Here is a 21,782-nt window from a genome sequence, read left to right as displayed (position 1 = left end):
GATCCGGGTCTTGTCAGCGGTTGCCTTTATCTTTGCCGGAAGGCAACTAGATCGCCAAGGACCGGTCGATCAAAAGGCAAGGAGCCGCGCATGAAACCCGACGTTGCCGAGGGCCAGATGGCCCCCGATTTCACCCTGAGCCGCGATGGCGGCCAATCCGTCACCCTCTCTGCTCTGCGGCCCAGCCGCGTGGTCCTCTTCGCCTATGGCGCCGATGGTACGCCGACCTGCACCAACGAGGTGATGGATTTCAACAGCCTCGCCGCCGAATTTGCCGCAGCCGGCGTGGTGGTTCTGGGCGTGAGCAAGGATTCCGTCGCCAAACACGAGAAATTCGCAGCCAAGATGGGCCTGACCCTGCCGCTTCTGTCCGACAAGGATGGCCGCATGATGGAGGATTGGGACGCCTTTGGCGAGAAGCTCTTCTTCGGCAAGCTGGTGCAGGGCGTGCTGCGCAAGACCTTCCTGATCGAGGGCGACGGCAGGATCGGCAAGATCTGGAAGGTGGACAAGGTCAAGGGCCATGCGGCTGAGGTGCTGGACTTCGTGAAGGGTTAGCGCAGTCCTGCACCTGCGGAGCCGGGGGGTTTCACACCCCCCGGACCCCCCGTGGGATATTTATGGACCAATGAAAACGGAGAAAGGGGGTGGCAGGTGAGTCAGCTGACTTTGGCGGAGATGGCGGTAGAGGTTTTGACCACGGGCGAGGGGCGGGCCAAGGCGGCGCTTGGGCGGGTCCATGCGGCGCGCTGGTTTGCGGCGCGGGCGGCGGGCTCTCCCCTGCCCATCGGCCGGGCGGAGCCGCCCCTGCAGCCTTCGCGGCCGGAAAGGCCCGAACTTCTGTCGCCGCGCGATGTGCCGCGGCGCCGGCCGGGCAGCCCTGCGGGGCGGATCGCCATGCTGCATTCGCTGGCCCATATCGAGCTGAACGCCGTCGATCTGCACTGGGACATGATCGCGCGCTTTGGCCATCTGCCGATGCCCCTGGGCTTTTACGACGACTGGGTGAAGGCCGCCGATGACGAGGCCAAGCATTTCAACCTGATCTGCGATTGTCTGGAGGCGCTTGGCAGCCATTACGGCGCCCTGCCCGCCCATGCCGGCATGTGGCGCGCCGCCGAGGACACGGCGGAAGACTTCATGGGCCGCCTTGCCGTGGTGCCCATGGTGCTGGAGGCGCGCGGCCTCGATGTCTCGCCCGGGATGATCGCGCTCTTTGCCAAGGCGGGCGAGGCGCAGGCGCTGGCGGCGCTGGAGGTGATCTATGCCGAGGAGGTCGCCCATGTCGCTTATGGCTCCAAATGGTTCAACTGGCTGTGCGGCCGCGACGGGCTGGACCCGAAAGAGGCCTTCCACGACCTCGTCCGCCGCTATTTCCACGGACTCTTGAAGCCACCCTTCAACGAGGAGAAGCGGGCCGAGGCCGGGATTCCGCCCGACTTCTACTGGCCGCTGACCGAGGATCTGCCGGGGGACGCCGACGCGGAGACGCCGCCCGCCTGAAACCACTGGGCAAACGGCGGATTCCCGCGAAGCCCCGCACCCTTTGCGGCAAAGAGATTGCGAGGCGCCGGAGCGCTGGCTAATCAACTGCGACACCCGTTCCGGATGCAGGGCCAAGGCCTGCGTTCAGGGCGGGTTTCCTGTCATTTTCCAGAAAGACCGCATGTGCTGACCCGGCTTTCCTACCGCATCAACCTCTGGCTGGAACCCTGGTTCCCGGAACAGCGGCTTTTTCTGAAATCCGACACGACCACGCGCTTTGTCCGGCTGCGCCCGATCACCCAGGCGGTCAGCGTGACGGTCGGGGTCCTGGCCCTCGGCTGGATGCTGGTGGCCACGACGATCCTCTTGATGGATGTCCTCAGCGCCGGCTCGACGCGCGACCAGGTGCAACGCCAGACCGCGCTCTTCGAACAGCGGCTGAACAGCTTGTCGGATGACCGCGACCTGCGGGTTTCCGAGGCGGCGGGGGCGCAGCAGCGCTTCAACGTGGCGCTGGCCGAGGTTTCGGCGATGCAGGAGCGGCTCCTCGGCTCGGAAACCCGGCTGCGCGAGCTGGAGACCGGGATCGACGTGATCCAGAACACCCTGCGCCGCACGATCCGCGAAAGGGACGAGGCGCGCAGCGAGGCGCGGCAGGCCAAGGTCGCGCTGGACCAGCAGGCGGGCGAGACCGCGCATACCGACCTCGGCCAGGCGCAGGACATCGCGGCCACGCTGGACATCATGTCCTCGGCCCTGACCGATACCGCCAAGGACCGTGACGCCGAGGCCGCCGATGTCCTGGCCGAACAGGCCCGCACCGCCGCCGTGGCCAAGCAGAAATCCCAGCTCGAGGCGCGCAATGCCGTGATCTTCGGCAAGCTGGAAGAGGCGCTGACCGTCTCGGTCGAGCCTTTGGACAAGATGTTCAAGGCGGCGGGTCTGAACCCCGACGATCTGATCTCCGCGGTCAAGTCGGGCTATTCCGGCCAGGGCGGGCCGCTGTCGCCGATCTCGCTCTCGACCATGGGCCTGAACGGCAGCCCGGACGAAACGCGGGCCAATGCGATTCTGGAAGGGCTCGATACGCTCAACATGTACCGGATCGCGGCCTTCCGGGTGCCTCTGGGCATGCCGGTCCACAATGCGGTGCGCTTCACCTCGGGCTTTGGCGGGCGCAACGATCCGATCAACGGATCGGCCCGGATGCACGAGGGCCAGGATCTGGCCGGTGACTATGGCACGCCGATCTATGCCACCGCCGATGGCACCGTCACCTATGCCGGCTGGGAAAACGGCTATGGCCGCCTGATCAAGATCCAGCACGCCTTCGGCATCGAGACCCGCTACGGCCACTTGTCGCAGATCGGCGTGAATGTCGGTCAAAAGGTATCGCGCGGCGAAAAGATCGGTGATATGGGCAATTCAGGCCGGTCCACCGGCACTCACCTTCACTACGAGGTCCGACTTAGCGGCACCGCCGTAAATCCGATGACCTTCATAAGGGCAGCGAAAGATGTTTTCTAAGAGCCGCATCAACGAACCCGGTCCCAAGGCTGGCGAGAGCGACAAACCCAAGGCCCCGGAGGCCCCTGTGACAAAACCGACGATGGACTACGCGCCTTCCGCGCCCAAGGGCAAATCCGGCCCCTCGATTCTCTCTGCCGATCTGACGGTGGTGGGCAACCTCAAGACCTCGGGCGATATCCAGGTCGAAGGCACGGTCGAGGGCGATATCCGCGCCCACCTGCTGACCGTCGGCGAAAGCGCCACGATCCGCGGCGAGATCGTCGCTGACGATATCGTGGTCAATGGCCGCGTCATCGGCCGGGTGCGCGGCCTGAAGGTCCGCCTGACCTCTTCCGCCCGGGTCGAGGGCGACATCATCCACAAGACCATCGCCATCGAATCGGGTGCCCATTTCGAAGGCTCGGTCCAGCGCCAGGAGGACCCCCTGGCCACGGGCCGCACCGCCCTGCCGCCGCCGGTGGCCAGCGCCGCCGAAGGGGTCTGAGACCTTTCAAACCGACCGGACGGGCACCCCTTTGGGTGCCCGTTTGCATTGGGGGCCGTTTTCACCGGGAGAGGACGCCATGCTGCTGGAAGAGCTGACCCGCCTGCTCACCCCGCTCGGCGCCGAGCCGCGGCGCATGTTCGCGGGCACCTGTTTCATGCTGAACGGCAACCTTCTGATCGGCACCCACCGCGCCACCGGCCTCATCGTCCGTGTCGGCCCCGATGCCATGCCACAGGCGCTGGCGCTCGGCGCCACGCCGATGGTCATGGGCGCGCGCGAGATGAAGGGCTGGGTCCTGACCGAGGACACGCCTGCCGCCGATCTGCCCGCCTGGATCGACCTCGCCCTCGCCTTCAATCGCACGCTGCCGCCTGAAGCCGCCAAAAAGAGGTCGCGGAAAGCTTAGACGCGTCCTCCGCGCTGGCCGAGGGTGAGGCATGTCGCCTCCCATGCCGCTTCCCATCGCCCGCAGCAAACCCGGCTTTCTTCTGGCCGCCGCCGTCCTCGCCTCGGCCATGGGCTTCATCGATTCGTCGGTGACCGCCATCGCCCTGCCCTCGATCCGGGCGAGCCTCGGCGGCTCGCTTGTCGCGGCGCAATGGGTGCAGGGCGGCTATCTTCTGGCGCTTTCGTCGCTGATCCTCGTCGGCGGCGCCATGTCGGACCGCTTCGGCGTGGTGCGGGTGTTCCAGGGCGGGATCATCGCCTTCGTCGCAAGCTCGCTTCTCTGCGCGCTGGCCCCGTCGATGGAGCTGATGATCGCGGCCCGGGTCCTGCAGGGGATCGGTGCTGCCTTCATGGTGCCGGGGTCGATGACCCTGGTATCGCGCGCCTATGCCAAGGAGGACCGGGGCCGCGCGCTCGGGCTCTGGGCCGCAGCCTCGACCGCCACCACGGCGGGGGGGCCGATCCTCGGCGGGCTGTTGCTGACCATGGCGGGGGGCGAATCGTGGCGGATGATCTTCGCGCTGAACCTGCCGCTCGGGCTGGCCGCGCTCTGGCTGCTGGCGCGCCATGCACGGCCGGATGCCGGGCGACCGGGCACGCGGGTCGATGTGCCGGGGGCGGCCTTGGCGACGCTGTGCCTTGGCGCCTTTTCCGCCGCGCTGACCGAGGGGGCGTCGCTCGCCCTGCCCGCCGCCGCGATCGGCGTTCTGGCCGCAATCGCCTTCCTCTGGGTGGAGGCGACCAGCCCCGCCCCGATGATCCGGCTGAGCCTCTTTCGCAACCGCAGCTTTGCCGCGGCCAACCTCGCGACGCTTCTGCTCTACCTCGGCCTGAACGGGGTGAATTTCTACCTGCCGATGACGGCGATTTCCGCCTGGGGCATCGAACCCATCGGCGTGACGGCGGCCTTCCTGCCCGTCTCGGTCTGTGTGGCGCTGTTTTCCGCCCGCGCCGGGCGCCTGTCAGACCGGATCGGGCCGGGCTGGCCGATGACGGTGGGCTGCCTTCTGGTGGCGCTGGCCTATGGGCTGATGGCGCATTTCGCGCCGGAGGGTGATTTCTGGCGCCATATCATGCCCTTCAGCGGCATCACCGGGATCGGCATCGCGCTGGTCGTGGCGCCCCTGACCGCCGCCATCATGGCCCATGCGCCGGAAACCGAACAGGGCACCGCCTCGGGGATCAACAATGCCACGGCACGGGCTGGCGGGCTGATCGCCGTGGCGCTGATGGGCAAGGTCGCGGCCCTGTCCTATGGCCCCGTGCGTGCCGAGATGCCCGGCTTCGGCGTCACCGGCGGCAGCGCCTTGCACCACGCGGCGACCGGGCTGGCCTTCGGCCATGTGGCGCTGGTCTCCTGCCTGATGGCGCTGGCGGCGGCGGCGGTCTCGGCCTGGGGCGTGCTCAGGCGATAAGCCGGCGGTAAAGATGCCAGGAGGCATGGCCGAAGAGCGGCAGCACCAGACACAGCCCCAGAAACCCCGGCAGCATGGCGGCAAACAGCGCCACCGCGATCAGCCCGCCCCAGGCGAGCATGACCAGCGGGCTTGCGGCGACGGTCTGCACCGAGGTGATCATCGCGGTGACGAAATCCACCTCGCGGTCCAGAAGCAGCGGCAGGCTGACGACCGAGATCGCGAACAGCAGCAGCGAAAACCCGGCGCCGATCACCGTGCCCACCGCCAGCATCGCCATCCCCGCCGGCGTGGCAAAGATCGCCAGTGAGCTTGTGACATCCGTCATCGTCGCCGTGCCAAGGAACAGCGCAAAGATCATGTGGCTGAGGAAATTCCAGAACAGGAAGAAGATCACGATCACCGCCGCCATCGAGGGGATCTGCCGGTCCTTCTGCCGCAGGATCACGCCGAAGACCGCGCCGGGGCTGAGCGCCTCGCCCGCCTCGATCCGGCGCGAGACCTCGTAAAGCCCGCAGGCCACGAAGGGCCCAAGGATCGGAAACCCCGCCGAGGCCGGGATGGTCCACCAAAGCTGCCCCTTCAGGGTCAGCGCGCCCCAGATCACCCAGCCGCCCAGCACATAGACCGCCGCGAAGGCCAGCCCGTAAAGCGGCGCCCGCCGGAAATCCCCCCACCCCGCCGCCAGCGCCGCCCGCAGATCGGAGACATCCGCCTCCAGCACGCGCACCGAAGCCGCCGCCACATCCTCCGCCATCCTCCCAGGGCCTCCCAACCCCTTAGCCGCCCCTGCTGGCGCGGCTGAAGGGATCATCGGCAAAGGCGGCATTTTGGGCAAGAGGCTTGCAGGCCCGGCATTGGGGTTAACGAAAGCCTAACAAAATTTGGAAAACCCTAATTTTTCAAGCCCTTGCCAAAGATTGCACGCGTGCAATCCCCGGCAGGTCAGCCTCAATCCTCGGCGTTGGCATCCGCCCGGCTCTTGCCCGAGACGTCCATCGCGAGGGTCGCCGCCATGAAGCGGTCCAGATCGCCGTCAAGCACACCTTGGGTGTCCGAGGTCTCGACCCCGGTCCGCAGATCCTTGACCATCTGATAGGGCTGCAGAACGTAAGACCGGATCTGGTTGCCCCACCCCGCCTCGCCCTTCGATTCATGCGCCTCCAGAATCGCCGCGTTCCGCTTGTCCAGCTCCTGCTGGTACAGCCGCGACTTCAGCGCCTGCATCGCGATATCGCGGTTCTGGTGCTGCGATTTCAGGCTCGAGGTCACCACGATGCCGGAAGGAAAGTGCGTGATCCGCACCGCCGAGTCGGTCTTGTTGACGTGCTGGCCACCAGCGCCCGAGGAGCGGTAGGTGTCGATGCGGATATCCTTGTCCTGCACCTCGATCTCGATATTGTCATCGACCACCGGATAGACCCAGACCGAGCTGAACGAGGTATGCCGCCGCGCCGCCGAATCGTAGGGGCTGATGCGGACCAGACGATGCACCCCCGCCTCGGACTTCAGCCAGCCATAGGCATTCTTGCCGCTGATCTTGTAGCTGACCGAACGGATGCCGGCCTCTTCGCCCGGGGTCTCGGACTGCATCTCGACCGTGTAGCCCTTCTTCTCGGCCCAGCGGACATACATCCGCGACAGCATCGAGGCCCAGTCGCAGCTTTCCGTCCCACCTGCCCCGGCGTTGATTTCGAGGAAAGTGTCATTGCCATCGGCCTCGCCATCCAGCAGGGCCTCCAGCTCTTTCTGGGCGGAAAGTTCGACCAGATCCTTCAGGGCGGCCTCGGCCTCGGTGACGATCTCGGCATCGCCCTCCATCTCGCCCAGTTCGATCAGCTCGACATTGTCGCGCAGACCGTTAGTGATCATGTCGAAGGTCGATTGCGCATCGATCAGCGCCTGACGCTCGCGCATCAGCTTCTGCGCCTTGGCGGGATCGTTCCACAGATCCGGCGCCTCGATCATCGCGTTGAATTCTTCCAGGCGATGCGGCGCGGTCTCCACATCCATCCGCTGGCCCAAAAGCGTCAGCGACTTCTTGATCGCTTCAACATGGTTCTGGGTTTCGGCGCGCATGGAGGATTTCCCTTATCAGATGGGGCTCTTCAGCCTGAGGGCGGGATTTAGCCGCAGAAGGCGGGCGGGACAAGGTAGGATGGGCAATTTGCCCATCTTGCCGGGTCAATAAAGCCCGCCGGAGCTGACGCTGCCGAAGGTGGCCTTCTTCTGAACCGTCGTCGTCTCGCCCTTGCCGTTGGTGACGGTGGTGGCGGTGGAATCCGACTGGTCCGTCTCGCCCGCGGCAAAGAGCGGCAGATCCTGCCCCATGCCGAAGCCGCCATCGACCAAGGCGCCCATGCCGAAGACCGGCTCTTCGCCATCGCGGAAATATTCCGCCTGCACATTGGGGCCAGAGGCGCCATCGGGCAGCTGGGCGCCGGTATAGCGGTCGATGTTGAGGAAATGGCCGCCCGGCGGCACTTTGAACGCGGTGCCGCCAAAGCGTTTGACGGCCTCCTTCATGAAGGCCTGGAAGATCGGCACACAAAGCGTGCCGCCAAAGGCGCGCGGCCCCATGCTGCGCGGGTTGTCAAAGCCCATGTAGCAGCCCGCCACGACATTGGAGGTGAAGCCGATGAACCAGACATCCTTGGCGTCGTTGGTGGTCCCGGTCTTGCCCGCCACCGGCACCGGCAGCTTCACGCCGGTCGCCGTGCCGCGCTGGATCACGCCCTGCATCATCGAGGTCAGCTGATAGGCGGTGATCGCATTCATCACCCGCTCGCGGTTGGAGGTGATGTCCAGCCCCATGCCGGAGGGCAGATCATCGGCGCTGCAGTCGGTGCAGGTGCGGGCATCGTGGCGGTAGATCGTCTTGCCGTAGCGGTCCTGCACCCGGTCGACGAGGGTCGGCTCCACCCGCTCACCACCATTGGCGAACATCGCATAGGCGGCGGTCATCTTGAAAAGCGTGGTCTCCTGGCTGCCCAAGGCATTGGCCAGCAGGGGTTGCAGGTGGTCATAGGCGCCGAAGCGTTCGGCATAGCTTGCGACCGTGTCCATGCCGATGTCCTGGGCGATCCGCACCGTCATCAGGTTGCGGCTCTGCTCGATCCCGGTGCGCAGGGGCGTCGGGCCATAGAACTTGTCGTGGCTGTTCTTCGGCGTCCAGAGGCCCTGCGGCGTGTCCACCGTGATCGGAGCGTCCACCACCATCGTCGCCGGGGTGAAGCCGGAATCGAGCGCTGCGGCATAGACGAAGGGCTTGAAGCTCGACCCCGGCTGACGCGCAGCCTGCGTCGCGCGGTTGAAGACCGAGTCTTCGTAAGAGAAGCCGCCCTGCATCGCCATGACGCGGCCGGTGTTCACATCCATCGCCATGAAGCCGCCCTGCACCTCGGGCACCTGGCGCAGCGACCAGCGGTCGAAGGTGCCGTCCTTGGCCATCACGGCGCGCACCATGACGACATCACCGACCTTGACCAGATCGCCGGGCACCTTGGCCTTGGGCGCCAGCGTGCCATCCGGCAGGCGCTTGCGGGCCCAGGTCACGTCCTTGGCCGGGATCTCGCCCGAGCCATCGACGCCCTCGATGCCGACGGTGGCGGTCTTGTCGCCGACATCCAGCACCACGGCGGCATGCCAGCCCTCGACATCGCGCGGCAGCCCGCCGACGCCAGCCAGCGCGCTGCGCCAGGTCTCTGCGGTCAGGCTTTCCGGCGGCAGGACCTTGCCGGTGCCGCGCCAGACGCCCTGGTTGCGGTCATAGCTTTCCAGCCCGTCGCGCAGGGCCTTGGCGGCCAGCTTCTGCATCTCGGGGTCTTCGGTGGCGCGGATCGAGAGGCCACCGGAGAAGAACTCATCCTCGCCGAAGGTGCCCGAAAGCTGGCGGCGGATCTCGTCGGTGAAATAGTCGCGCGGCGGCAGCACATCGCGGTAGGCCGGGATCTCGCCGCCCTGCACGGTGCGCAGGGGTTCGGCCTTGGCGGCCTCGGCGGTGGCCTGGTCGAGATAGCCGTTCTGCTCCATCTCGTTCAGCACATAGTTCCGCCGGGCGACCAGCTTGTCATGGTCGCGCACCGGGTGGAACTTGCTCGGCTCTTTCGGCATGGCGCCAAGGGTCGCGGCCTCGGCCGGGGTCAGCTCGTTCAGGGTTTTGTTGAAATAGGTCTGCGCCGCCGCGGCCACCCCGTAGGAGTTCTGCCCGAGGAAGATCTCGTTGAGGTAAAGCTCCAGGATGCGGTCCTTGGACAGGGTCTGTTCCAGCCGCGTGGCCAGGATGATTTCCTTGATCTTGCGTGCCACGGTGCGGTCGCCCGACAGTAGGAAGTTCTTGGTCACCTGCTGCGTGATGGTCGAAGCGCCGCGCGCGTTCTGCCCGCGCGAGCGGATCGCCTCCAGACCCGCCGCGAGCATCCCCTGCACGTCATAGCCGGCATGGGTGTAGAAGTGCTTGTCCTCGGCCGAGATGAAGGCCTGCTTCACAAGATCGGGAATATCGGCGATCGGCACGAAGAGTCGCCGCTCGGTCGCGAATTCGTCCATCAGCTGGCCTTCGGCCGAGTAAATCCGGCTGATCGTCGGCGGCGCATATTGCGCGAGGCTCTCGTGGCTCGGCAAGTCGCGGGAATACATGTAGAAAATGCCGCCAACCGTGAGGGCTGCGAACAATAGACCCAGCGTGACCATCGAAAAGATGGCCCCGAAGAATGACACGATAAACCGAAGCACGCGCGATGCCCTCTCTTAGCTGGCCGTCCCTATATAGGCTTAGCGCCAGCAAGGTCAAAAGAATGCCAAGGCCCGGCGCAGATTGCCGGAACAAAGCCGCCTATGGGCGTTGGTGCGGCCCTAGGGAGAGGCCGCATCCGCCGCGGCCCAGGCCTTCAACCCGTCGCGGATCGCCCGCGCCATGGTCTGGCGCCATTGCGGGTCCAGAAGATGCTCCAGATCGCTTTCCGACGAAAGGAAGCCGACCTCGAGCAGGACCGAAGGGATATCGGCCGATTTCAGCACCGCGAAAGAGGCCTCCTGATGCGGATGGCGGTGCATCCGGATCTTGGCGGCGCTGATCGCCTCCACCAGCGCATCGGCCAGCCGGGCGGTGCGCGGCTGAGTCTCGGCCCGGGCCATGTCCATTAGGACGGTCGCCACCACGTCATCCTGCTGGCTGAGGTCGATGCCCGCCAGAAGGTCGTCACGGTTGTGCCGCTCGGCCAGCGTGGCCGAGGCCTTGTCGGTCGCCTCATCGGCCAGGGTATAGACCGTGGCCCCCACCGCCTCGCCCTCGGCCAGGGCATCGGCGTGGAGGGCCAGAAACACCTGCGCCCCGGCCATATGCGCGATCGAGATCCGCTGTTCGAGGGGGACGAAACTGTCATCCTCGCGGGTCAGGATCACCTTGAAGCCGCCGTCGCGCAGAAGCACCTCCTTCAGTTCGCGGGCAAAGACCATCATCAACTTGGCCTCGGTCTGGCCATCGCGCTCTGCCCCGGGGTCGATGCCGCCATGGCCGGGGTCGAGGACCACGATCAGCGGCCCCGAGCCGCGCTTGGGCACCGGCACCAGCGGCGCGGGCTTGGGCAAAGCCCAACCCTCGGGCTCGGGCTCCGCCGCCTTGGCGGCAAAGGCGGCCTCGCTCGCCGGGGTGAGCTTCAGGTGAATGGCGGTCGCCGCCTTGGTCTCCATGCCCGCCTCGGCCACCAGCATCGGGCGCTTGAGGTCCAGCACCAGCCGCGACCAGCCGGGCCGGAACTCTCCGGCGCGCAAACCGGCGATCAGCGCGGATTTCTGCGGCATGGCATCCAGCCCCGACCAGTCGACCTCGCGGAAATCCATGATCAGCCGCGGCGGCCCGTCCAGCACCCGCACCCGCCAGGGCACAGGCTGGCTCAGGCCCAGGACCAGTTCCACCCCGCCCGCCGCATCGGCAAGGTGGCTGGCCTTGGGATCCAGCCGCGCCAGCGCCGACAATTGCTGCGCCTGAAGACCAGACAGACCGACGCCCAGAAGCAACCCGGTCACCAGAACCGCAAGCCGAACCCAGAACCCCACCCTTAACCCTTTCATCCAGACGAAAATATCCCACGGGGGTCCGGGGGTGTGAAACCCCCGGCCTCCGCCACATTCACCGCCGCTGCGCCATATAGGCCTGCAGGCGCGCCAGGCCCTCCACGATATCCGCCGTGGCCCGCGCATAGGAAAACCGCAAGGTCTGCCCGCCGCGCCGCGGGTCGAAATCGAGGCCGGGCGTCACCGCCACCCCCGCCTCGCGCAGAAGCTCGGCCGAGAAGGCCAGCGAATCCTGCGTATGCCGGCTCACATCAGCATAGATGTAGAAGGCCCCATCCGGCGGTGCAAAGCTGGTGAAGCCGGCCTTGGGCAGGCCCTCCAGCATCAGGCGGCGGTTCTCGGCATAGATGGCGCGGTTGGTCTCCATCTCGTCCACGCAGTCGAGCGCCGCGAGTGCCGCCACCTGCGCCACATGCGGCGCGCAGATGAAGAGGTTCTGCGCCAGGCGCTCGACGGTGCGGATGTGATCCTCGGGCACCACCATCCAGCCGATCCGCCAGCCGGTCATCGCGAAATATTTCGAGAAGGAGTTGATCACATAGGCCGCGTCGCTGATTTCCAGCACCGAGACGGCCCGGTCGCCGTAATGCAGCCCGTGGTAGATTTCGTCCGAGACAAAGCTGATGCCGCGCGCCGCACAGACCTGCATCAGGGCGGACAGCGCCGCCTTGTCGAGCATGGTGCCCGAAGGATTGCCGGGCGAGGCGATGATCAGGCCCTGCAGGTCCAGCCCCGCCAGATCCTCCGGCACCGGCTGCAGGCGGTTCTCGGCCCGGGATTGGATGCCCACCGGCACCAGGTCCAGCGCGCGCAGGATCTGGCGGTAGGAGGGATATCCCGGCTCGCCCAGACCCACCCGGTCGCCCCCATCGAAAAGCGCGGTGAAGGCCAGAAGGAAGGCCCCCGAAGAGCCCGAGGTGACCACAACCCGCGCCGGGTCGAGATCGACGCCATACCAGCGCTGGTAAAGCCGGGCGATCCCGGCGCGCAGGTCAGGCAGGCCGAGCGTGACGGTATAGCCGAGCGGCTGTTCCAGGGCGCGGGCCACGGCGGCATTGGCCCCTTGCGGCGCGCCGGTGCCGGGCTGGCCCACCTCCATATGGATGATATGGCGGCCGGCCTCCTCGGCCTTGCGGGCGGCTTCGACCACATCCATCACAATGAAGGCATCCACCTGCCCGCGACTTGATCTCTTCATCCACCTGCCCCATTCTGACGCCCCATGTTCCCGCGCGGGCGGCTGGCGTCAAGCAGCCTTCCGATCCGCGCCCTTCAAAGGTCCGTCATGCGCCGTATTGCCCTTGCCCTTTGCCTGTCGCTTGCCGCCCTGCCCGCTCTGGCCGGCGGCCTGGGCGAGATGACCCCAGCCGAACGCGATGCCTTCCGGGCCGAGGTGCGGCAATATCTGATCGACAATCCCGAAGTGATCATGGAGGCGATGCAGGTCCTGCAAAACCGGCAGGATCAGGCGGCGGCGCAGGCCGATAGCAAGATGCTGTCGGACAATGCCGACGCCATCTTCAAGGACACGGCGAGCTGGGTTGGCGGCAATCCGGAGGGCAATGTCACCGTCGTCGAATTCATGGACTACCGCTGCACCTATTGCCGCAAGGCCTATTCCGAGGTCGAGGATCTGGTGAAGAACGACGGCAATATCCGCTTTGTCGTCAAGGAGTTCCCGATCCTCGGCGAGGATTCGCTGACCTCGTCGAAATTCGCCATCGCGGTGAAGCTCTTGCATGGCGACCAGGCCTACAAATCGGTGCATGACGCGCTGATCAGCCTGCGCGGCACGCCGGACTCGGAAACGCTGGGCCGGCTCGCCAAGACGCTGGGCTATGACCCCGCGCCCATCCTGGCCAAGATGGACAGCAGCGAGGTCACCGGCGTGATCGAAGAGAACCACGCCCTGGCGCAGAAGCTGAACATCACGGGGACGCCGACCTTCGTCATCGACACCAAGATGCTGCGCGGCTATTTGCCGGAGGCGGGCATGAAAGAGATCGTCGATCAGGAACGCGCCGGCTGAGGCGCGAGTTTGATCTGAAATTCGGGCGGGGCGGTCTTGAACGGTCCCGTCATGCGGCAGATCAGGAAAGGCGCGCAAGCTGTTGCGGGCGCTGGATTTACCGGGGAACTGACCGCAAAAGGCGCTGTCTTCCTTTCGTCTTCCTTCTGTCTTCCTTGCGTCTCTACGCGCGGAAGATTTTGGGGGCGTTAACCAATCTGCAGGACGGGCGGGAATCGGGGGGCTCTGCGCCCCACCGCCGGACGTGGCCCCGCTTCAACCGCGCTGTTTGTCGCTTTGGCCGTCGTGCGGGCCGAGGGGCCGGGCAGGTGCATCTTCCCACCAGTCGGCCAGCAGCGGCCTGCGCTCGCGGTTCAGGGGATAGACGATGCGGTTTTCCGGCTTGGAAGCCTCGCCCACCACAAGAAGTTCCACATCCGCTTCGGTGTTGTTGATAAAGGTATGGGCAAGGCCGGTGCCGGCCGGGAAGCCCACGCCGTCGCCCGGCGCAAGCCGGTGCAGATGACCGTCAAGCCAGACATCGGGCGTGCCGGAGATGACATAGACGAATTCCTCCTCGGCGCTTTCGGCGTGGGGGAGCGAGGTGCGGCGGCCCGGCAGCAGGCGTTCGTGATGGATGCCAAGGCGTTGCAGGCCGAAATGCTGGCCGAAGGCGGCGCCGTGGCTCATCGGCTCATCGCGGTCGCGGTGCTGGAAGGCCAAGGGATTTTCGATCTCGGTCCAATGGACGATCTCTTTCGGGCGGTCGGTCATGCCACGGGCTCGGCGCTGTTTTCAAGTGCCGCGACGGCCTCCAGTTCGGCGGCCTTTTTCTCAACCAGATCAACGATGTGATCGACCATTCGGTCATTGCCCATCGTGTGGTCCTGCTTGCCCGCAAGGTAGACCATGCCCTTGCCCGCCCCGCCGCCGGTAAAGCCGATGTCGGTCATCAAGGCCTCGCCCGGGCCGTTCACCACGCAGCCGATGATCGACAGGCTCATCGACGTGGTGATATGCGCCAGCCGCTCTTCCAGCGCCGAGACCGTCTTGATCACGTCGAAGCCCTGCCTCGCGCAGGAGGGGCAGGAGATGATCGTGACACCCCGGTGCCGCAGACCGAGGCTCTTGAGGATCTCGAACCCGACCTTCACCTCTTCCACCGGATCGGCCGAGAGGCTGACGCGGATCGTGTCGCCGATGCCGGACCAGAGCAGGTTGCCCAGACCGATCGCCGATTTCACCGTGCCCGAGACCAGCCCGCCCGCCTCGGTGATGCCAAGGTGGATCGGCGCATCGGTCACCGTGGCCAGCTGCTGATAAGCCGCCGCCGCCATGAAGACATCGGAGGCTTTCACCGAGATCTTGAATTCGTGAAAATCGTTGTCCTGCAACAACTTGATATGGTCGAGGCCCGATTCCACCATCGCATCCGGGCAAGGTTCGCCATATTTCTCCAGGAGGTGCCGCTCCAGCGAGCCGGCATTCACCCCGATCCGGATCGAGCAGCCGTGGTCCTTGGCGGCCTTGACCACCTCGGCCACGCGCCTGGCATCGCCGATGTTGCCGGGGTTGATGCGCAGGCAGGCGGCGCCGGCCTCGGCGGCCTCGATCGCGCGTTTGTAGTGGAAATGGATGTCCGCCACGATCGGCACCGGGCTTTCGGCGACAATATGCTTCAGCGCGGCGGTCGATTCCTCATCCGGGGTCGAGATGCGGACGATGTCGGCCCCGGCCACGGCACAGCGCTGCACCTGTTCCAGCGTCGCCTTGACGTCCGAGGTGATCGTGTTGGTCATGGTCTGCACCGAGATCGGCGCGTCGCCGCCGACCAGCACCTTGCCGACCCGGATCTGGCGGCTGACACGGCGTTCGATGTTGCGCCAGGGGCGGATCGGATTGTGGGTCATGGCTTGTCCTCAGGTTCGCGTGCCCGCAGTGATAGGCCGGGCGCGCGGGGCCTGCAACGGCAGAAGCCCGGCCGATCACAGACCTGCGATGCGGCCGGGCCTGTCGCCCGACCAGACCTGCCACTCGCTTGCGGTCAGTTTTGCGGGGCCTGGCCCGTGCTGTCGGCCACCGGGGTGACCTGCGTCGCCTCGGCCACATTGACGAAATGCGCCAGATCGGAATCGCCCGTCTGGTCCGCCACTTGGAAATTCGAGGTCAGGGAGGCCGCATCCAGCGCCAGGTTCTTGATCACATTCGAGCCGGGCGAGGCCGGACCATAGGTCTTGCCGTTGACCGAGAAATAGACCGAGCCCGAGTTGCCCGCCCGCAGCACCGGCGCCTTGGCCAGTTGCGGCACGGTATAGCGCTCACCCGCATCGAGGATCTTCTCGAACAGCACGGTGCCATCCACCGCCGAGACCCGCACCCACGAGGGGCGGACAGCAAGGATCTCGACCCCAGGGGCCGAAGCCGCCACGACCTGGACCGGCGATTCCGCGGCCACGGCCTGCGCCACCGCCTGATCCACGGTGGACTGGGCCGGCACTTCGGCGGCGACATTGGGGTTGATCGCGGCGATCGGGCCATCGCGCGGTGTCATGACCGGCACATTCAAGGCCTCGGGGCGCGACAGAAGATCGGCCGCAGCACCGGAGGAGGCATCCGCCACCTGCGCCGGGGCCGAACGCACCAGCGGAGCCACGCCTTTGACATTGCCCAGGGGGTCGATCTCGGCCACCACGGAGGGCGCCTCGTTCACCGGGGCCAGCTGGACGCGTTGCACCTCTTGCAGGACCGACCAGCCGCCATAGCCCAACGCGCCGATCAGCGCGATCAGCACAGCGAAAGAGCCGATGGCGCCGGGCTCGACCCGGGAAAACACGCTTTCGCCCTGCGGGACGAAGCTGGCATGCACGAAGGGATCGCGATTTTCCGGCGCCACGCGGTTGCGGGCGGCCTTGATCATCTGGCCCGAGGCCGCAGCCGACATGCCATGCGCGACTTCGAAATTCGCCTCGCGGCAGAAACGGGCAAAAGCCTCGTCCGGCTCCATCCCCAGATAGCGGGCATAGGAGCGGACATGACCGGCCACAAAGCCCGGCGTTTCAAAGGCGGAGACATCGGCATTCTCGATCGCGGCGATATAGGACGCCTTGATCTTCAGCTCGCGCTGCACGTCCAGAAGCGACTTGCCCAGCGTGGCGCGCTCGCCCCGCATGAGGTCGCCAAGCCGCAACTCGAAGTCGTCAAAGCCCTTTGGACCTTCCGACTCCGGCGTCGGTGTGCGGAATTTCCGCCCGATCATGCGCCCTGTCCCATCACTGCCCCGTATCATTCCTGAGTCGCATTAAGGTTCGACTCATGGCGGTTCGTATTCCGTAAAGGCTAGCACAGGGCAAGCCCTTTTGCATATGCGAGAGTCCTCAGGCCGAGGCCTGCGCGCGATTCAGCGCACAGTGGCCCCAGAGCCTGTCCATCGCCTGCACCAGATGGTCGATCTGGGCCGCGTCATGCACCGGAGAGGGGGTAAAACGCAGTCTTTCCGTGCCGCGCGGCACGGTGGGGTAGTTGATCGGCTGCACATAGATGCCGTGGTCTTCCAACAGCATGTCCGACAGCATCTTGCAATGGATGGGGTTGCCGACATGGACGGGCACAATATGCGTACCGCAGTCGATGATCGGCAGGCCCAGACCCTTCAGCCGCATCTTGAGGATTCTTGCATTCAGCTGCTGGCTGTCGCGCAAATATTGGGCAGTTTTCAGGATGCGGACCGAGGTCGCGGCACCGGCCGCAACGGCGGGCGGCAGCGAGGTGGTGAAGATGAATCCGGGCGCATAGGAGCGCACCGCATCGACCATTTTCGCGCTTGCAGCAATGTAGCCGCCGAAGACGCCGTAGGCCTTCGCAAGGGTCGCATTGATGATGTCGATCCGCTGCATCTGGCCATCGCGTTCGGCCACGCCGGCCCCGCGCGGACCATACATGCCGACGGCATGGACCTCGTCGATATAGGTCAGCGCGCCGAACTCTTCGGCCAGATCGCAGATCTCCTTGATCGGGCCGAAATCGCCGTCCATCGAGTAGATCGATTCGAAGGCGATCAGCTTGGGCGCCTTGCGATCATCCGCCGCCAGAAGGCTGCGCAGGTGGGCCATGTCGTTGTGGCGGAAGATCCGCTTTTCGCCACCGCCACGCCGGATGCCCTCGATCATCGAGTTGTGGTTCAGCGCGTCGGAATAGATGATCAGGCCGGGAAAGATCGCCCGCAGGGTAGACAGCGTCGCATCATTGGCGACATAGGCCGAGGTGAAGACCAGGGCCGCTTCCTTGCCATGCAGATCGGCCAGTTCCGCCTCGAGCCGCTTGTGCCAGACCGTGGTGCCAGAGATGTTGCGCGTCCCGCCCGAGCCTGCGCCCGAGACATCCAGCGCCTCGTGCATCGCGGCCAGCACTTCGGGATGCTGGCCCATGCCGAGGTAATCATTGCCGCACCAGACCGTGATATCGCGCGTCGAGCCATCGGGGCGGTGCCAGGTGGCATGGGGGAAACGGCCCTTGTCACGTTCGATGTCGATGAAGGTGCGGTAGCGGCCCTCATCGTGCAAACGGTTCAGGGCAGCATCCAGCGCGGCATCATAGGTGTTCTGGGCGGTCATGTCGGTCTCCAATTCGCCGGTACTCTGCGGCGAAATCCTTACGGTTCCCTTGATTTGCCTCAAAGGAACCGGATTTTACAGGTGGCATTTTGCCTCGCCGCCCGGAAATTCGGCTCAGGAGGCCGGGCCGACCTCCAGCACGATGACGCAAGCTTTGCCTTTTTTGCCGCGTTTGTCATCACAGGCCTTCTTGGCAGCCGCCGAGGCGCTGGCCGGATCGGTGAAATCGCTGAGGGCAATCGCGGTATTGACCGGGGCGCCATCCTTCATGAAGCCGTCATCGGGTGCCAGCGCCATGGCCGAGTAATGCGACTTGTCGCCCGGCACGAAAAGCGCCAGCGCCTGGGAATTGGTCGCCACCAGACGCAGGGTCTTCAATTCATCGGGTTTCAGGAAGGGATAGACATGCAGGGTGACCTTGGCGCCTTGCAGGGTGTTGACCTCGGTCGGCACATCGCCCGCCCAGACCGCGCTGGCCAGGGTTGCGCTGGCCAGCGTTGCGCCGGCCACGACGGCCCCGATCAGGCCACGTCCAAATACTTTCACCATCTGACACTCCTTTGCAGCACTATGCATCCGCAGAACTTTGCCGTGCCTTAACGTGAAAATCCCGGTCTGGACAGTCCCCTCACGCCTGCTAGGCTCCGCCCCGCCGATCAATTGATGGAGATTGCGATGACCGCCACCCCGAATCTGGCCCCCGTTCTGGACCTTATCGACGCGACCTTGCCCGAGGCGCTGGACCGGTTGATGGATCTTTTGCGAATCCCCTCGATCTCGACCGACCCGGCCTTCAAGCCCGATTGCGCCCGCGCCGCCGACTGGCTGGTGCGCGATCTGGAGGGGCTGGGCTTCACGGCCTCCTCGCGCCCGACGCCCGGCCATCCGATGGTGGTGGCGCATGGCGGCGAAAGCGCCGGCACGGCAGACAGCACGCATCTTCTGTTCTACGGCCACTATGACGTGCAGCCGGTCGACCCCCTGTCGCTCTGGACCCGCGACCCCTTCGACCCGGCGATCGAGGAGACGCCCAAGGGGCGCGTCCTGCGCGGTCGCGGCTCGTCGGATGACAAGGGGCAGCTGATGACCTTCATCGAGGCCTGCCGCGCCTGGAAGGCCGTGCATGGCACCCTGCCCGGCAAGCTGACGATCTTCCTGGAGGGGGAGGAGGAATCCGGCTCGCCCTCGCTGATCCCTTTCCTGAAAGAGAATGCGGCGGAGCTGAAGGCCGATGTGGCGCTGATCTGCGACACCGGCCTCTTTGAAAGCCGGGCGCCGGCGATCACCACCATGCTGCGCGGCCTTCTTGGCGAGGAGTTGACGCTTCATGCCGCCAACCGTGACCTGCATTCCGGCATGTATGGCGGTCTGGCGCAGAACCCGATCACCGTGCTGACGAAGATCCTCGCCGGGCTGCATGACAGCGAAGGCCGGGTGCAGGTGCCGGGCTTTTATGACGGCGTGCCGGAACTGTCGGACGAATTGCGCAGCCAGTGGCAGAACCTGTCCTTCGACCACACCCGCTTTCTGGGCGATGTGGGGCTTTCGGTGCCTGCGGGCGAACAGGACCGCACGCCCCTGGAAAAGCTCTGGTCGCGGCCCACGGCCGAGATCAACGGCATCTGGGGCGGCTATACCGGCGACGGGTTCAAGACCGTGCTGCCGGGCGAGGCGCATGCCAAGGTCTCGTTCCGGCTCGTCGGCCAGCAGAACCCCGACAAGCTGCGTGAAGCTTTCCGCGCCTGGGCCGAGGCGCAATTGCCGGCCGATTGCCGGATCGAGTGGAAGGGCCACGGCAATTCCCCGGCTTCGGTGATGGAGATCGGCCACCCGGCCTTTGCCGCCGCGCGCACCGCCCTGACCGAGGAATGGAACATGCCCGCAGCCTTCATCGGCTCGGGCGGGTCGATCCCGGTGGCGGGCTATTTCAAGACCTATCTCGGGATGGATGCGATCCTGATGGGCTTTGGCAAGGACGACGACCAGATCCATTCGCCGAACGAGAAATATGACCTGGAAAGCTTCCACAAGGGCATCCGCTCCTGGGCGCGTGTCCTGGCGAAGCTGGCCTGAGATGGCGCAGGATCTGGTGATCCGGGACGCTGGCCCCGGGGATGAGGCGGCCTGGCGCGGGCTGTGGCAGGGCTTTCTCGACTATTACGAGACGGCACTTGACCCCGCGATCACAGCCAGCACCTGGGCACGGCTGATGGATGCGACAAGCCCGATGAAGATGCGGCTGGCCGAGGTCGGCGGTGAGGTTCTGGGCTTTGCCATCCACCAGCATCACCCCTCGACCTGGGTGATGGGGGATGACTGCTATCTGGAGGATCTCTTCGTCTCGCCGCTGGCGCGGGGCCAGGGGCTGGGGCGGGCGCTGATCGAGGATCTGATGGAACTCGCCCGGGCGCGGGGGTGGCACCGGCTTTACTGGAACACCAACGAGGGCAATGCGACGGCGCGCAGGCTTTATGACAGCATCGTGCCGAGCGACGGGCATATCCGCTACCGGCTGACGCTTTAGCCTTGGGCGGGGGAGATCGGAGGGGCCAGCCCCTCCGAACCACCCTGCCGGAGGGGCTTTTGCAGCCCCTCCCGGACCTCCCCAAGGCGACAGTCCTTGGACGGCAGACGAAAACGGGGGCCCGCGGTGGGGCCCCCGTTTCGGCTTCAGGAGACAGGGCTCATTCGGCCTTCAGGATGGTGGCCTCGTGCAGGCCGTTCTTGGTTTCCGAGGTCACGCTGACCTTTTCGCCGGCCTTGAACCCGGCCAGCTTGAACCCTGCGGGCAGGTGATAGGTCATGCCATTGGACAGGGTCACGGTCATCGCCTTGGTGTCGATCGACTTGATCGTGCCCGAGGTCGTGGTGGCGGCGGCAAAGGCGGCGCCGCCCAGTGCCAGGCTGGCGGCGATGGCGGCGGACAGGACCGGGACGAGGACATTCGAACGCATGTCAGATACTCCATTCGGGGGGGAGAGCGCCCGGTTGCGGGGCTTGCTCCCACAGGATTGTGCAAGACGCTCCGGGTCGGTCGGGTCGGCAACCCTTGCGGGTCGCCCGGCTGACTCTGGTCTTGTGAGGAAAGGCATAACCGGGGATTTCGGACTTGCGAAGGGGGTCTCACCGTCTGGTGAATGGTGTTGAATAGTTGTGCTTCACCAATGCGTTACGAATCAAGGCTCATGTGAAACCGGACGTGGAAAATGCAAACGGGGGCCGTTGCGGCCCCCGTCTTCAACCCTGGGTCTGACGCGAAATCAGGCCGCTTTCATCGCGGTGGCTTCGTGCAGCTTGCCCTTCATCTCGTAAGAGACCGAGACCTTCTGGCCGACCTTGAACTCGGTCAGCGAGAAGCCCTTGGGCAGGTGGTATTTGATGCCGTTCGACAGGACGACATAGCCGGCCTTGGTGTTGATCTTCTTGATCGTGCCGGAGACGTCCTTGACGGTCATCGGCATCGAAGCCTTGGTCGCCTTGGTGGTGGTCGCAGCGGTGGCGGCCGGAGCGGTGGCCGTGGTCGCGGTCGTTCCCGCAAAGGCAGCGCCGCCGAAGGTCATGCCAGCAATAACGACGAGGGGAAGGAATTTCGAACGCATTTCAGTTTCTCCGCTGGCTGGAGGCCTGCACTCTGCAGCACCTCGCCAAATTTCGCACAAGACGCTCTGAACCTGCTGTGTCCACGATCCTGTCTTGCGATCGCCCAGCAGCTTCCGGCCTTGCGA

General features: G+C 65.6%; 21 protein-coding genes. 9 read left to right on the top strand and 12 right to left on the bottom strand.

From position 1 onward, the window contains the following. Positions 1–90: 90 nt before the first annotated feature. The 6 genes from AC1DZT_RS10750 to AC1DZT_RS10725 all read left to right on the top strand — a co-directional run bounded on the left by AC1DZT_RS10750 (position 91) and on the right by AC1DZT_RS10725 (position 5,364). A complete protein-coding gene (locus AC1DZT_RS10750) occupies positions 91–558 on the top strand; it encodes a peroxiredoxin (RefSeq protein ID WP_478006619.1) in 468 nt (155 codons plus the stop codon). Positions 559–678: 120 nt separating this feature from the next. Then, positions 679–1,503 carry a ferritin-like domain-containing protein gene (locus tag AC1DZT_RS10745; protein WP_478006653.1) on the top strand — a complete coding sequence of 275 codons (825 nt, stop codon included), beginning with the start codon at positions 679–681 and terminating at the stop codon, positions 1,501–1,503. A 165-nt stretch (positions 1,504–1,668) separates the two neighbouring features. Then, a complete protein-coding gene (locus AC1DZT_RS10740; RefSeq protein ID WP_478006618.1) occupies positions 1,669–3,012 on the top strand; it encodes a DUF5930 domain-containing protein in 1,344 nt (447 codons plus the stop codon). After that, positions 3,002–3,499: a bactofilin family protein gene (locus AC1DZT_RS10735; RefSeq protein ID WP_478006617.1), complete on the top strand. Its 498-nt coding sequence runs from the start codon at positions 3,002–3,004 to the stop codon at positions 3,497–3,499. Before AC1DZT_RS10740 ends, AC1DZT_RS10735 begins: the two co-directional genes overlap by 11 nt. A gap of 79 nt (positions 3,500–3,578) precedes the next feature. Continuing rightward, complete coding sequence (locus AC1DZT_RS10730; RefSeq protein ID WP_478006616.1) at positions 3,579–3,908, top strand: TfoX/Sxy family protein; 330 nt, start codon at positions 3,579–3,581, stop codon at positions 3,906–3,908. A gap of 31 nt (positions 3,909–3,939) precedes the next feature. Then, positions 3,940–5,364 (top strand): MFS transporter, encoded by a 1,425-nt coding sequence (locus AC1DZT_RS10725; protein ID WP_478006615.1) that lies wholly within the window; start codon positions 3,940–3,942, stop codon positions 5,362–5,364. Here the strand turns inward: AC1DZT_RS10725 and AC1DZT_RS10720 are convergent. From AC1DZT_RS10720 to AC1DZT_RS10700, 5 genes are all read right to left on the bottom strand, one after another. After that, on the bottom strand, positions 5,354–6,121 hold the full coding sequence (locus AC1DZT_RS10720) for a DUF2189 domain-containing protein (RefSeq protein ID WP_478006614.1): 768 nt from the start codon (positions 6,119–6,121) through the stop codon (positions 5,354–5,356). The genes AC1DZT_RS10725 and AC1DZT_RS10720 overlap by 11 nt on opposite strands. A gap of 194 nt (positions 6,122–6,315) precedes the next feature. After that, positions 6,316–7,443 (bottom strand): peptide chain release factor 2, encoded by a 1,128-nt coding sequence (gene prfB, locus AC1DZT_RS10715; protein ID WP_478006613.1) that lies wholly within the window; start codon positions 7,441–7,443, stop codon positions 6,316–6,318. A 105-nt stretch (positions 7,444–7,548) separates the two neighbouring features. Further along, a complete protein-coding gene (locus tag AC1DZT_RS10710) occupies positions 7,549–10,098 on the bottom strand; it encodes a penicillin-binding protein 1A (RefSeq protein ID WP_478006612.1) in 2,550 nt (849 codons plus the stop codon). 120 nt (positions 10,099–10,218) lie between these two features. Beyond that, positions 10,219–11,436: an N-acetylmuramoyl-L-alanine amidase gene (locus tag AC1DZT_RS10705; RefSeq protein ID WP_478006611.1), complete on the bottom strand. Its 1,218-nt coding sequence runs from the start codon at positions 11,434–11,436 to the stop codon at positions 10,219–10,221. 58 nt (positions 11,437–11,494) lie between these two features. Then, entirely contained in the window at positions 11,495–12,637 is a 1,143-nt protein-coding gene (locus AC1DZT_RS10700) for a pyridoxal phosphate-dependent aminotransferase (protein WP_478006610.1), read from the bottom strand. A gap of 87 nt (positions 12,638–12,724) precedes the next feature. Between AC1DZT_RS10700 and AC1DZT_RS10695 the strand changes: the two genes are divergently transcribed. After that, positions 12,725–13,468 carry a DsbA family protein gene (locus AC1DZT_RS10695; protein WP_478006609.1) on the top strand — a complete coding sequence of 248 codons (744 nt, stop codon included), beginning with the start codon at positions 12,725–12,727 and terminating at the stop codon, positions 13,466–13,468. 255 nt (positions 13,469–13,723) lie between these two features. Here AC1DZT_RS10695 and AC1DZT_RS10690 read toward each other — a convergent pair whose 3' ends face one another. The 5 genes from AC1DZT_RS10690 to AC1DZT_RS10670 form a co-directional block, all read right to left on the bottom strand. Then, entirely contained in the window at positions 13,724–14,221 is a 498-nt protein-coding gene (locus AC1DZT_RS10690; protein WP_478006608.1) for a cupin domain-containing protein, read from the bottom strand. Continuing rightward, on the bottom strand, positions 14,218–15,357 hold the full coding sequence (gene ispG / locus AC1DZT_RS10685) for a flavodoxin-dependent (E)-4-hydroxy-3-methylbut-2-enyl-diphosphate synthase (protein WP_478006607.1): 1,140 nt from the start codon (positions 15,355–15,357) through the stop codon (positions 14,218–14,220). Before ispG ends, AC1DZT_RS10690 begins: the two co-directional genes overlap by 4 nt. A 134-nt stretch (positions 15,358–15,491) precedes the next feature. Then, positions 15,492–16,703, bottom strand: a complete 1,212-nt coding sequence (locus tag AC1DZT_RS10680; protein WP_478006606.1) for a helix-turn-helix domain-containing protein — start codon at positions 16,701–16,703, stop codon at positions 15,492–15,494. A gap of 118 nt (positions 16,704–16,821) precedes the next feature. Next, positions 16,822–18,057, bottom strand: coding sequence for a 5-aminolevulinate synthase (hemA, locus tag AC1DZT_RS10675; protein WP_478006605.1), 1,236 nt, complete (start codon positions 18,055–18,057; stop codon positions 16,822–16,824). Between the two features lie 114 nt (positions 18,058–18,171). Beyond that, positions 18,172–18,606: a hypothetical protein gene (locus AC1DZT_RS10670; protein WP_478006604.1), complete on the bottom strand. Its 435-nt coding sequence runs from the start codon at positions 18,604–18,606 to the stop codon at positions 18,172–18,174. A 126-nt stretch (positions 18,607–18,732) separates the two neighbouring features. On the opposite strand from AC1DZT_RS10670, the gene AC1DZT_RS10665 reads away from it, so the two are divergent. After that, positions 18,733–20,130: a M20/M25/M40 family metallo-hydrolase gene (locus AC1DZT_RS10665; RefSeq protein ID WP_478006603.1), complete on the top strand. Its 1,398-nt coding sequence runs from the start codon at positions 18,733–18,735 to the stop codon at positions 20,128–20,130. A gap of 1 nt (position 20,131) precedes the next feature. Continuing rightward, entirely contained in the window at positions 20,132–20,581 is a 450-nt protein-coding gene (locus AC1DZT_RS10660) for an N-acetyltransferase family protein (protein WP_478006602.1), read from the top strand. Between the two features lie 160 nt (positions 20,582–20,741). On the opposite strand, the gene AC1DZT_RS10655 is transcribed toward AC1DZT_RS10660, so the two are convergent. Continuing rightward, a complete protein-coding gene (locus tag AC1DZT_RS10655) occupies positions 20,742–21,011 on the bottom strand; it encodes a DUF1344 domain-containing protein (protein ID WP_478006601.1) in 270 nt (89 codons plus the stop codon). 306 nt (positions 21,012–21,317) lie between these two features. After that, the gene (locus tag AC1DZT_RS10650) at positions 21,318–21,656 is read right to left on the bottom strand and encodes a DUF1344 domain-containing protein (RefSeq protein ID WP_478006600.1); all 339 of its coding nucleotides are present in this window, start codon (positions 21,654–21,656) and stop codon (positions 21,318–21,320) included. Positions 21,657–21,782 lie beyond the last annotated feature (126 nt).

It is taken from the genome of Rhodobacter sp. P1_C2 (assembly GCF_056406375.1).
Note: the sequence above shows the minus strand (reverse complement) of the source record. Positions and strands in the feature narration are given on the sequence as shown.

Coding starts and splice junctions, on each gene's coding strand:
- AC1DZT_RS10750 (WP_478006619.1), top strand. CDS start 91: ATGAAACCCGACGTTGCCGAGGGCCAGATGGCCCCCGATTTCACCCTG.
- AC1DZT_RS10745 (WP_478006653.1), top strand. CDS start 679: ATGGCGGTAGAGGTTTTGACCACGGGCGAGGGGCGGGCCAAGGCGGCG.
- AC1DZT_RS10735 (WP_478006617.1), top strand. CDS start 3,002: ATGTTTTCTAAGAGCCGCATCAACGAACCCGGTCCCAAGGCTGGCGAG.
- AC1DZT_RS10730 (WP_478006616.1), top strand. CDS start 3,579: ATGCTGCTGGAAGAGCTGACCCGCCTGCTCACCCCGCTCGGCGCCGAG.
- AC1DZT_RS10725 (WP_478006615.1), top strand. CDS start 3,940: ATGTCGCCTCCCATGCCGCTTCCCATCGCCCGCAGCAAACCCGGCTTT.
- AC1DZT_RS10720 (WP_478006614.1), bottom strand. CDS start 6,121: ATGGCGGAGGATGTGGCGGCGGCTTCGGTGCGCGTGCTGGAGGCGGAT.
- prfB (WP_478006613.1), bottom strand. CDS start 7,443: ATGCGCGCCGAAACCCAGAACCATGTTGAAGCGATCAAGAAGTCGCTG.
- AC1DZT_RS10705 (WP_478006611.1), bottom strand. CDS start 11,436: ATGAAAGGGTTAAGGGTGGGGTTCTGGGTTCGGCTTGCGGTTCTGGTG.
- AC1DZT_RS10700 (WP_478006610.1), bottom strand. CDS start 12,637: ATGAAGAGATCAAGTCGCGGGCAGGTGGATGCCTTCATTGTGATGGAT.
- AC1DZT_RS10695 (WP_478006609.1), top strand. CDS start 12,725: ATGCGCCGTATTGCCCTTGCCCTTTGCCTGTCGCTTGCCGCCCTGCCC.
- AC1DZT_RS10690 (WP_478006608.1), bottom strand. CDS start 14,221: ATGACCGACCGCCCGAAAGAGATCGTCCATTGGACCGAGATCGAAAAT.
- ispG (WP_478006607.1), bottom strand. CDS start 15,357: ATGACCCACAATCCGATCCGCCCCTGGCGCAACATCGAACGCCGTGTC.
- AC1DZT_RS10680 (WP_478006606.1), bottom strand. CDS start 16,703: ATGATCGGGCGGAAATTCCGCACACCGACGCCGGAGTCGGAAGGTCCA.
- hemA (WP_478006605.1), bottom strand. CDS start 18,057: ATGACCGCCCAGAACACCTATGATGCCGCGCTGGATGCTGCCCTGAAC.
- AC1DZT_RS10670 (WP_478006604.1), bottom strand. CDS start 18,606: ATGGTGAAAGTATTTGGACGTGGCCTGATCGGGGCCGTCGTGGCCGGC.
- AC1DZT_RS10665 (WP_478006603.1), top strand. CDS start 18,733: ATGACCGCCACCCCGAATCTGGCCCCCGTTCTGGACCTTATCGACGCG.
- AC1DZT_RS10660 (WP_478006602.1), top strand. CDS start 20,132: ATGGCGCAGGATCTGGTGATCCGGGACGCTGGCCCCGGGGATGAGGCG.
- AC1DZT_RS10655 (WP_478006601.1), bottom strand. CDS start 21,011: ATGCGTTCGAATGTCCTCGTCCCGGTCCTGTCCGCCGCCATCGCCGCC.
- AC1DZT_RS10650 (WP_478006600.1), bottom strand. CDS start 21,656: ATGCGTTCGAAATTCCTTCCCCTCGTCGTTATTGCTGGCATGACCTTC.